6 protein-coding genes and 1 pseudogene are annotated in these 6,882 nt (G+C 74.3%); 5 read left to right on the top strand and 2 right to left on the bottom strand.

The annotated features are described in order from the left end of the window. Together E1281_RS35395 and E1281_RS35390 are read left to right on the top strand one after the other, a co-directional pair. A partial coding sequence (locus E1281_RS35395) for an acyl-CoA dehydrogenase (RefSeq protein ID WP_131884062.1) occupies window positions 1-1,297 on the top strand: 1,297 nt, incomplete at its 5' end. 173 nt (window positions 1,298-1,470) lie between these two features. Then, a complete protein-coding gene (locus E1281_RS35390; RefSeq protein ID WP_131884061.1) occupies window positions 1,471-2,046 on the top strand; it encodes a TerD family protein in 576 nt (191 codons plus the stop codon). An 88-nt stretch (window positions 2,047-2,134) separates the two neighbouring features. Here E1281_RS35390 and E1281_RS35385 read toward each other — a convergent pair whose 3' ends face one another. Next, window positions 2,135-3,868, bottom strand: coding sequence for a class I adenylate-forming enzyme family protein (locus tag E1281_RS35385; protein WP_243717727.1), 1,734 nt, complete (start codon window positions 3,866-3,868; stop codon window positions 2,135-2,137). A gap of 189 nt (window positions 3,869-4,057) precedes the next feature. Between E1281_RS35385 and E1281_RS35380 the strand changes: the two genes are divergently transcribed. Next, the gene (locus E1281_RS35380) at window positions 4,058-4,837 is read left to right on the top strand and encodes an HAD-IIA family hydrolase (protein ID WP_131884060.1); all 780 of its coding nucleotides are present in this window, start codon (window positions 4,058-4,060) and stop codon (window positions 4,835-4,837) included. Window positions 4,838-4,905: 68 nt separating this feature from the next. Here E1281_RS35380 and E1281_RS35375 read toward each other — a convergent pair. Further along, a pseudogene (locus tag E1281_RS35375) lies at window positions 4,906-5,292 on the bottom strand (nuclear transport factor 2 family protein); the annotation flags it as partial. A 101-nt stretch (window positions 5,293-5,393) separates the two neighbouring features. On the opposite strand from E1281_RS35375, the gene E1281_RS35370 reads away from it, so the two are divergent. Together E1281_RS35370 and E1281_RS35365 are read left to right on the top strand one after the other, a co-directional pair. Further along, window positions 5,394-6,023 carry a YigZ family protein gene (locus E1281_RS35370; protein WP_131884059.1) on the top strand — a complete coding sequence of 210 codons (630 nt, stop codon included), beginning with the start codon at window positions 5,394-5,396 and terminating at the stop codon, window positions 6,021-6,023. Window positions 6,024-6,170: 147 nt separating this feature from the next. Next, entirely contained in the window at window positions 6,171-6,800 is a 630-nt protein-coding gene (locus E1281_RS35365; RefSeq protein WP_131884058.1) for a TetR/AcrR family transcriptional regulator, read from the top strand. The last annotated feature ends 82 nt before the right edge of the window (window positions 6,801-6,882 follow it).

Here is a 6,882-nt window from a genome sequence, read left to right as displayed (position 1 = left end):
CCCCAAGACCGCCGCCGTCTACGCCACCCTCGTGCACGGCGGACGGGAACGCGGCGTGTTCGTGTTCGTGGTGCCGCTGCGCGGCCCGGACGGCTCGGTGCCGCCCGGGGTGCGGATCACCGAGGCGCCCGAGACGACGGGCCTGCAGGTCGACTACGCCGCCGTGCGCCTGGACGGCCTGCACGTCCCCTACGAGGCGTGGCTGCGCGACGGCGCGACCATCGACGGCGCGGCCGTGGAAGGCGGGGGCACGGGCGCCGAAGGGGTCTTCCACGATCCGGCCGGGTCGCCGGCGGCGCGGCTGACGCGGTCGATGGGGATCGCCCCGGCGGTGTGGCGGGCCGTCATCTCCGCCTCGGCCGCGATCACGCGCGCGTCCGCGGGGATGCTGCTGGCGCACTCGGCGGGCCGCGCCACGCTCGGCCGCCTCGCGCCGCGCCGCCCGCTGACCGACTACCGCAACCAGCAGGAGGCGGTGCTGGGCGCGCTGGCGGCCGGCTACGCGCTCACCGCCGTCGCCGCCCACGCCCAGACCCGCCGCACCTCCGCCGACGCCGGCGGCGGGGGCGGGCCCGACACCGCGTGGGCGCCGTGGTCGGCGGTCGACCGCGACCTGGCGCTGCTGAAGGCCGCCGCGACCGCGCAGGCTCAGGAGACGGTGTCGGCGTGCCGGGTGCACAGCGGCGCGCCCGGGTTCGCCGCCGTCGAACGCCTCAACGCCTACCGGGGCCTGTCGCACGCCTACATGAACGCCGGCGGCGACAACGAGCTGATCCTCTACGACACCGCCCGCGCGATGGCCGACCTGGACCGCTACGCCCCGCCCGACCCGGGCGCCGGTCCGCCCGACGGCGGCGACCTGGACTCCCCGGCGGTGTGGCTGTTCCTGGCCCGCGACACCGAGCGCCGCATGCGCGACCGGCTCGCCGCGCGGGTGGAGGCCGCGACCGGGGCCGGCGAGGACGCGTTCACCGCGTGGAACGGCAACCTGGTCCTGGCCGCGCGGACCGCGGCGGCGGCCGCCGACCGCAACGTCCTGGAGATCTGCGCCGCCGCGCTGGACACCGGCCCGCCGGCGCTGGGCCCCGTGCTGCGCCTGCACGCCCTCGGCCTCCTGGACCGCCGCGCCGCCGACCTGCTGAACGAGGGCGTGGCGCCGCCCGGCATGCTCGACGAGCTGTGGGCGGCGCGGCGGCGGGCCTGCGACGAGCTGGCGCCGCGGGCCGGGGAACTGGCGGCCGCGTTCGAGCTGCCCGGCGCGATCACCGCGCCCGCCGCGTTCCTCGGCGCCGGGTGACGGCCCGACCGGCCGGACCGCGGTGGCCGCGCGGGGCCGGGGTCTGGGAATATCGGCACGCCACGCCGTGATTTTGCCAACCGGGAGGGGGAACCCGCGCGATGTGGCTACCGTTTCCCGTAAGACAGACGAACGCGCGCGGGTGACCGCACCCGGATACGGAGGTACACACAGTGGGAGTCAGTCTGAGCAAGGGCGGCAACGTCTCGTTGAGCAAGGAGGCTCCCGGACTGACCGCCGTCGTGGTTGGTCTGGGCTGGGACGTGCGCACCACCACCGGGACCGACTTCGATCTGGACGCCAGCGCCCTGGTGTGCTCGGCGGAGAACAAGGTCCTGTCGGACCAGCACTTCATCTTCTTCAACAACCTCAAGAGCCCCGACGGCTCGGTCGAGCACACCGGCGACAACCTCACCGGTGAGGGCGAGGGCGACGACGAGGCGATCAAGGTGAACCTGGCGACCGTCCCCGCCGACGTCGCCAAGATCGTGTTCCCGGTCTCGATCTACGACGCCGACGGCCGCCAGCAGAGCTTCGGCCAGGTCCGCAACGCCTTCATCCGGGTGGTGAACCAGGCCGACAACAGCGAGATCGCACGCTATGACCTGTCGGAGGACGCCTCGACCGAGACCGCGATGGTGTTCGGCGAGCTGTACCGCAACGGCGCGGAGTGGAAGTTCCGCGCCGTGGGCCAGGGGTACGCCTCGGGCCTGACGGGCATCGCGTCCGACTTCGGCGTCAACGTCTGAACGCCGGCCGCTCCGAACGGGGCGCCCTGGGACCTGTCCCGGGGCGCCCCGTTGCGCGTTGGGGGGCGGGCGCGGGGGACGCGCCGGGTCAGGTGAGGAGCTCCTCGCGGAGGCGGGTCTTGAGGATCTTCCCGCCGGGGTTGCGGGGCAGGGCCTCGTCGCGGAACCAGAAGTGGACCGGCACCTTGAACGCGGCGATCCGCTCGCCCAGGAAGCCCCGGATGCCGGACTCGGTGGCGTCGGCGCCGGGCCGAAGCACGACCACGGCGCCGACCTCCTCGCCGAGGACCTGGTGGGGGACGCCGATGACGGCGCAGTCGGCGACGGCGGGATGCCCGTAGAGGGCGGCCTCGACCTCGGCGCAGTAGATGTTCTCGCCGCCGCGGATGAGCATGTCCTTGGCGCGGTCGACGATGTAGACGAAGCCGTCGCCGTCCAGGCGGGCCAGGTCGCCGCTGTGGAACCAGCCGTCCACGAACGCCTGCGCGGTCTCCTCGGGCCTGTTCCAGTAGCCCTTGATGACGTTGGGGCCCCTGATGAGCAGCTCACCGACCTCCCCGGCCGGCACCTCCTCGCCGCCGGGGCCGACGACCTTGACGTCGCAGACCGCGACGGGCGGGCCGACGCTGTCGGGCCGCTCCAGGTAGTTGACGCCGCCGTTGTAGGTGGTGACCGAGGACGTCTCGGTCAGCCCGTAGCCGTTGCCGGGGACCCGCTCGGGCAGGCGCTCCCTGATCTTGTCGACGAGCGCGGGCGCGGCGGGGGCGCCGCCGTAGCTGACGCCGGTGAGGCTGGAGGTGTCGTACTCGTCGAAGTCGGGGGAGGTCAGCACCTGCCACGCCATCGTGGGGACGCCGCCGAACCCGGTGACCCGCTCCCGCTCGATCAGCCGCAGTGCCGTGCCGACGTCCCACTTGTACATCATCACCACGGTGCCGCCCTGCAGCGCGCTGGTCACCAGCACCGAGTGGCAGCCGGTGGCGTGGAAGAACGGGACGCTGAGCAGCGTCACCCGGCGCTGCGGCACGGCCAGGTCCTCGGGCGCAGCGCCGCCGCGGACCGCCGCGGACATGATCCCGTAGGCGAGGCTGACGGGGTTGGTGGTGATGTTGCGGTGGGTGCCCAGGGCGCCCTTGGGGCGCCCGGTGGTGCCGGAGGTGTAGAAGATGGTGGCGTCGTCGTCGGGGTCGAGCGCCACGTCCGGCAGGGACGCCCCGGCGGGGTCGCCCACCTCGCCGAGGACGTCCTCGAACGCCTCGCACCCCGCCGGGACGGCGCCGTCCGCGCGGGCGACCACGCAGGGGACGCCCAGGCCCGGCAGGACTCCGACGAGGCGCTCGGCCCGCTCGGCGTCGGCGATGAGGACCCTGGCGCCGCTGTCGGTGAGGCCGTACTCCAGCTCGGCGGCGCTCCACCAGGCGTTCAAGGGCACGACGACCGCGCCGGCGGCGGCCGCGCCGAAGAACGCCACCGACCATTCGGGGAAGTTGCGCATCGCGATCGCGACCCGGTCGCCCTTGGCGACCCCGTACCGGTCGATGAGGCGGCGCGCGAACGCGGCGGCCCGCGCGTAGTGGTCGGCGAAGCCGACCCGGTCGTCCTGGTAGACCAGGTACGGGACGTCGCCGTGGGCGCGGGAGAGCTCCAGGATGTCGCGGAGGGTGGGCGGCGCGTTCTTCCACACGCGGATCCGCGTGCCGCGGACGTCGGCCTCGTCCATCTCGAACAGCTGCCCCGGCGCCGTCATCGCCGCCCTGACCTCGGCGACGGCCGGCAACCCCTGGTCCTGCACCTGCTGGTCGTGCACCTGCTGGTCCTGCACTGCGCGCCTCCCGCGGGGTCGCGGCGCACCGCCGCGCGGCCCCGTCGCCGAACACGATTCGGTGCGCCGTCCCCGAAAATCTATGATCCGCGTCACTCGCAGGTCAACGCCCGCGCGGCGCCGTGCGCGCCCGGCCGGGCGTCCCGCGGTGCGGTCCGAGTGAAGATCCCTGCCTGCGACAATGGGGACATGAGCGAGCGCGGGCCGATCGATTACTGGCTTTCGGACATGGACGGCGTCCTGGTGCACGAGGGCCGTCCCGTCCCCGGGGCGGAGGAGTTCATCCGGCGGCTGTCGGCGTCCGGCAAGCCGTTCCTGGTCCTGACCAACAACTCGATCTACACCCGCCGGGACCTGTCGGCGCGGCTGGCGGCGGCGGGCCTGTCGGTGCCGGCCGAGGCGATCTGGACGTCGGCGCTGGCGACCGCCCGGTTCCTGGCCGACCAGCGGCCCCAGGGGACGGCGTACGTGATCGGGGAGGCGGGGCTGACCACGGCGCTGCACGAGGCCGAGTTCGTGCTGACCGACATCGACCCCGACTACGTGGTGCTGGGCGAGACCCGCACCTACAGCTTCTCCCAGATCACCCGGGCGATCCGGCTGATCGAGGGCGGCGCGCGGTTCGTGGCGACCAACCCCGACCCGATCGGCCCGTCCCCGGAGGGCTCGCTGCCCGCGTGCGGCGCGGTCGCCGCCATGATCACCCGCGCGACGCGGGTGGAGCCCTACTTCGTCGGCAAGCCGAACCCGCTGATGATGCGCACGGCGCTGAACCGGGTCGGCGGGCACAGCGAGAGCACCGCGATGATCGGCGACCGCATGGACACCGACATCGTCGCCGGCGTCGAGGCGGGGCTGGAGACGATCCTGGTGCTGACCGGCGTGACCGGCGAGGACGAGATCGCCCGGTTCCCGTTCCGCCCCAACCGCATCGTGCCCTCCATCGTCGACCTGATCGACCTGGTCTGACCGGCCCCGGGAGCCCCGGGGGGCGGCGGGGGCGCGTCAGCCGAGCGCGCCGAGGCGGCCATCATGCCCAGGGCGTCGGAGACGACCCAGTACTCGGCGAGCCTGCCGTCCCGCGCCCGGAAGATGTCCTGGCCGCGGAACGACACGGGCGTGCCGGGCTCGGCGGTGGCGCCGGGGATGCCGCCGCGGTAGGCGCCGTGGAAGCTCCATCCGGCGGCGACCATGCCGTCGCCGCCGTCGCCCTCGACGACGGGCCCGACGTCCAGGGTGGTGCGGACGCCGGTGAAGTACTCGTGTGACCGGCGGACCTGCTCGGCGGCCTCCGCGGGGCCGTGCACCTCCAGGTTCGGCCAGTGGCCGGTGAAGTCGGGGGCGAGGATCTGCTCGGTGACGCCGAAGTCGCCGGTCCACACCTCGAACAGCCAGCGGCGGTACAGGTGGTCCAATGCATGCATCACGCCACGCTGCCGCCCGGCGGCGCACGCCGTCAAACCGGCCGGCTCCGGAGGGCGCCGCCGAGGCCCGCGCGGGGCGGGGCCTACACTCGGTGACGACCATGCGCACGATCAAACAGGCGGGCTCCCGGGAGCTGGAGATCCGCAAGTCCCGTTTCGTCTGCACGCTCGCCCGCGCCGCCGACGAGGCCGAGGCCGTGCGTTTCCTGGCCCGGCACCGCCGCGCGCACCGCGACGCCACCCACAACTGCACCGCCTACGTGGTCGGCGAGCACGGCGAGATCGCCAAGAGCAGCGACGACGGCGAACCGCCCGGGACGGCGGGGGTCCCGATGCTGGAGGTGCTGACCCGCCGCGGCCTGACCGGCACCGCCGCGGTCGTCACCCGCCACTTCGGCGGCGTCAAGCTCGGCGCGGGCGGCCTGGTGCGCGCCTACGCGCAGGCGGTCGCCGGCGCCGTCGACGCGGTCGGAGTGGTGGAGCTGCGCCCGACCGTGACGGTCACCGTGGGCGTGGACCACGCGCTGGCCGGACGGTTCCTCGGCGACCTGCACGCCCGCGGGACGCAGCCCGCCGGCGTCCGCTACGGGCAGGGCGTGGAGACCGACGTCGCCGTCCCCGTCGCCGACCTGGAGGAGTTCGAGGCGTGGGCCGCGCAGGCCACCGCCGGCCGCGCGACGCTGCGGCGCGGCGCACCCGGCCACATCGAGGTCCCGATCCCGCCGCCCTAGTGCGGTGACCGCCGACGCCGGCCGGTCCGCCGTCTCGGTGAGGCTCGGCGGGCACCGCCTCGCGGTCGGCGGGGGCCGGTAAGACATGCTGTCTCTCCGCGGAAACACGGTGTCGAGTGGTGCGACGGTGATGTAGCGTTCCGCGCGATGAGCAGGAACATGATCTTGCGCGACCATGTGCGGGCCGGAATCCTCGACGTGGCCGCCTCGGTGCTGGCCGAGCGGGGCGCGTCGGTGAGCATGACCGACATCGCGCAGGCGGCGGGGGTGGCGCGGGCGACGCTGTACCGGTACTTCCCCAACCGGGACGCGCTGCTGTACGCCCTCTACGAGGCGGCGCTGGCGGACATGACCGAGAGGCTCGCCGACGCGCGGCTGGACTCGGTGCCGATCGAGGAGGCGGTGGCCAGGATGACGCGCGCGACGATCGCGGCGACCGGGCGCTACCGGGCTCTCGGTCTGTTCGAGAAGACGCCCCGGGAGGCGCGGCGGATGGAGCGGCAGCTCGCGGCGCCGCTGCAGGCGGTGTTCGAGCGCGGCGTGGCCAGCGGGGCGTTCCGGTGCGATCTGCCCGTCCACACCCTGGCCGAGCTGTATTTCAGCCTGCTGGAGGGCGTGGTGTCGCGGGTGATCCGCCACCGGTTGAGCGTGGAGGAGGCCAGCGCGTCGGCGACCACGCTGTTCCTGTCCGGCGCGCTGGCCCCGCCCGAACCGCCGCCGCCGTCCTCGCCTTCCCCCTCGCCGTCCTCGCCTTCCCCCTCGCCGTCGTCGCGCTGAGCCGGGCCGATGGCGGGGCTTGACCCGGCCGCGCTGGTGGCGCTGGCGCTGATCGGGCTGGTCGCCGGGGTCGGGATCACCT

Source organism: Actinomadura sp. KC345, assembly GCF_004348515.1.
In the GTDB taxonomy this organism is placed as follows: domain Bacteria; phylum Actinomycetota; class Actinomycetes; order Streptosporangiales; family Streptosporangiaceae; genus Spirillospora.
The sequence above is the reverse complement of the archived record's forward strand: the minus strand, read 5'-3'. Positions and strand labels throughout refer to the sequence as shown.